At 71.5% G+C, this 2,790-nt stretch carries 3 protein-coding genes; all 3 read left to right on the top strand.

Annotated features, from left to right (window positions below; genetic code table 11):
• Positions 1-2 precede the first annotated feature (2 nt).
• The 3 genes from ON21_RS30500 to ON21_RS30490 are packed head-to-tail and all read left to right on the top strand — an operon-like array spanning position 3 to position 2,657.
• Entirely contained in the window at positions 3-659 is a 657-nt protein-coding gene (locus ON21_RS30500) for an energy-coupling factor ABC transporter ATP-binding protein (RefSeq protein WP_039803718.1), read from the top strand.
• Positions 656-1,258: an energy-coupling factor transporter transmembrane component T family protein gene (locus tag ON21_RS30495; protein WP_039803716.1), complete on the top strand. Its 603-nt coding sequence runs from the start codon at positions 656-658 to the stop codon at positions 1,256-1,258. The genes ON21_RS30500 and ON21_RS30495 overlap by 4 nt, the downstream gene beginning before the upstream one ends.
• Positions 1,251-2,657 carry an AMP-binding protein gene (locus ON21_RS30490; RefSeq protein WP_039803710.1) on the top strand — a complete coding sequence of 469 codons (1,407 nt, stop codon included), beginning with the start codon at positions 1,251-1,253 and terminating at the stop codon, positions 2,655-2,657. Before ON21_RS30495 ends, ON21_RS30490 begins: the two co-directional genes overlap by 8 nt.
• Positions 2,658-2,790: the final 133 nt, after the last annotated feature.

Here is a 2,790-nt window from a genome sequence, read left to right as displayed (position 1 = left end):
CGGTGAGTCACCGCTTCGGCGAGCGAAAGGTGCTGCGCGACATCGACTTGCGGATCACCGAGCGCCGCGTGGGCGTCATCGGGTCCAACGGTTCCGGCAAATCCACCCTGGCGCGCATGATCAACGGCCTGCTGACGCCGAGCTCCGGCACGGTCACGGTGGACGGCGTGGACGCCTCGCGCAAGGGCGCGCAGGTGCGGCGCAAGGTCGGGTTCGTCTTCACCGACCCCGACACCCAGATCGTGATGCCCACGGTCGCCGAGGATCTCGCCTTCTCGCTGCGGCGGACCGGGCTGAGCAAGCAGGAGACCGCGGAGCGGGTCCGGGAGATCCTGGAACGATTCGGGCTCGCGGGCCACGCCGAGCACCCGTCGCACCTGTTGTCCGGCGGGCAGAAACAGCTGCTCGCCCTCGGCGCGGTCTTGATCCGGCGGCCGGAGGTGATCGTCGCCGACGAGCCGACCACCCTGCTGGACCTGCGCAACGCCAGGGTCGTCGCCGACGCGCTGGACGCGGTGGACCAGCAGGTGATCGTGGTGACGCATCAGCTGTCGCTGCTGGAGAGTTTCGAACGTGTCATCGTGATCGACGACGGGGCGGTGGTGTTCGACGGAACACCCGGCGACGCCGTTGCGGCATACCGGGCGTCGGTCGAATGATCGGCCTGTACCGTCCGGGCGATTCGCCGCTGCACCGGATACCCGCCGGGGTGAAGCTGGTGCTGCTGCTGGCGTCGATCGTCGCGACCACGGTGTTCGTGCGCACTCCGCCGCAGGTGGCGGCCGCCGCGGTGGTGGTGGCGGGATTGTTCGCGGTGGCCCGGATCCCGTGGCGGGTCGCCGTGGCCCAACTGCGTCCGCTGGTGTGGATGCTGTTGCTCATCGCCGTGTTCCAGGTGCTGATCACCTCGCCTGCGCGAGCCGCGGTGGTGTGCGGTGTGCTGGTGGTCTCGGTGGCGCTCGCGGCGTTGTTCACCCTCACCACCCGGGTGACCGACATGCTCGACGCTGTGACCCGGTGGCTCGGGCCGCTGCGCCGGGTGGGTGTCGATCCCGAGCGGGTCGGCTTGCTGCTGGCGCTGGCGATCCGGTGTGTCCCGCTGCTGGCGGGGATCGTGCACGAGGTCGCCGAGGCACGGCGCGCTCGCGGCCTGCAATGGTCGATGACGGCGCTGGTCACGCCGGTGCTGGTGCGCGCGCTGCGGACGGCCGACGCGATGGGCGACGCGCTGGCCGCGCGGGGAGTGGACGATGAGTGAACTGCTCGCCGCGCGGATCGCTCGGCGGGTCGCGACGAATCCCGCCGCGACCGCCGTGATCTCCGGACGCGAGCGGGTCGATTACGAGCGGTTCTGGTCGAAGGTCCTGCGCACCGCCGCCGGGCTCGACGGCATGCGCCGGGTCGCCGTGCTTCCCACGTCCGATGTCGAATCGCTGGTGACGGTGACCGCGGCGATGCACGCGGGGGTGAGTGTCGTCCTGCTGCACCGTCATCTGTTGCCCGAGCAGCTCGCCCGGGTGCTCGCGCTGGCCGAGCCGGGAGCCGTGGTGGCCGCGCCGCACCAGCACCGGCGGTTGCGGCGGCTGGGATTCGACGGCGTCGTGCGAACGGCTGCCGCACTGGAATCCGATGCGGCGGCGGGCAAGGCGCAACCGGGCGCCGAACTGCTGGTGGGCATCACCTCAGGCACCACCGGTGAGCCGAAGCTCTTCGTGCGCGATCAGCTGTCGTGGGCCGCCACGCTGGATCGCTCCGACCGCACGTTCGACATCGGAGCCGGGGACCGGGTTTCGGTGCCGGGCGTGCTCGACCACACGCATTTCCTCTACGGCGCTTTGCACGCCTTGACCCGCGGCGCCACGGTCGATCTGCGGCCGGCGGCCGAGGCGCTGAACGACGGTGCGACGCAGCTGTATTCGGTGCCGACGATCGCCTGGGACGTGGTGCGGGCGGGAATCGGCCCGGTCGGCGAGGTCCGGGAAGTGCTGTCCTCGGCGGCCCGGTGGCCGCGCGCGGGACGGCAGGCGTTGCGGGAAGTCCTGCCGAACGCCTCGCTCGTGCACTTCTACGGTGCGTCCGAATTGAGCTTCGTGTCGTTCGATCGCGGACTCGGCAGCGCCGACGAGAAGTCGGCGGGCGAACTGTTCTCCGGTGTCGAGGCCCGCGTCCGCGACGGCCTGGTGTACGTGCGCAGCGACATGCTGTTCGACGGCTACCTGACCGCGGACGGCGTGACCGGCGGTCCCGTCGACGGCTGGATGACGGTCGGCGATCGGGGCGAGGTGATCGGCAACCGCCTGCGGCTGTTCGGCCGCGACAGTGAGATGTTGATCCGGGCCGGCCTCAACGTCGAACCCGCCGCCGTCGAAGCGGCGCTCACGGCGATACCGGGTGTCGCCGAGGCCGCCTGCGTCGGCGTGCCCGACGCGCGCATGGGGGAAGCGCCCGCGGCGGCGATCGTGGTCGGGGCGGGCGCGCCTGCTGCCGAAGAGATCTGGCGGCGGCTGCGCGCGACCTTGCCGAGTCCGAGTATGCCGGTGCAGGTGCTGGTCGTGGACCGGCTGCCGCGCACGCCGCGGGGCAAGCTCGATCGAGCGGCGCTGGCCTCGACGCTGGCTGCTCACCGCCGTGGTGATCACCCCCGGCCCGATCGCTGACTACAGCAGCGTCGACGGGACAACGGCACGTCGTCGCGGACACGCGGCTCGGTCAGGCTCCGCCTGGACGCGACCATCCTTCCCGGGGCACCGGCGCGCAACCCGTCGGGCTCCCCCCGATCTCCCTCTCACC

This window comes from Nocardia araoensis NBRC 100135, assembly GCF_000308435.1.
In the GTDB taxonomy this organism is placed as follows: domain Bacteria; phylum Actinomycetota; class Actinomycetes; order Mycobacteriales; family Mycobacteriaceae; genus Nocardia; species Nocardia araoensis.
Note: the sequence above shows the minus strand (reverse complement) of the source record. Positions and strands in the feature narration are given on the sequence as shown.

Coding starts and splice junctions, on each gene's coding strand:
- ON21_RS30495 (WP_039803716.1), top strand. CDS start 656: ATGATCGGCCTGTACCGTCCGGGCGATTCGCCGCTGCACCGGATACCC.
- ON21_RS30490 (WP_039803710.1), top strand. CDS start 1,251: ATGAGTGAACTGCTCGCCGCGCGGATCGCTCGGCGGGTCGCGACGAAT.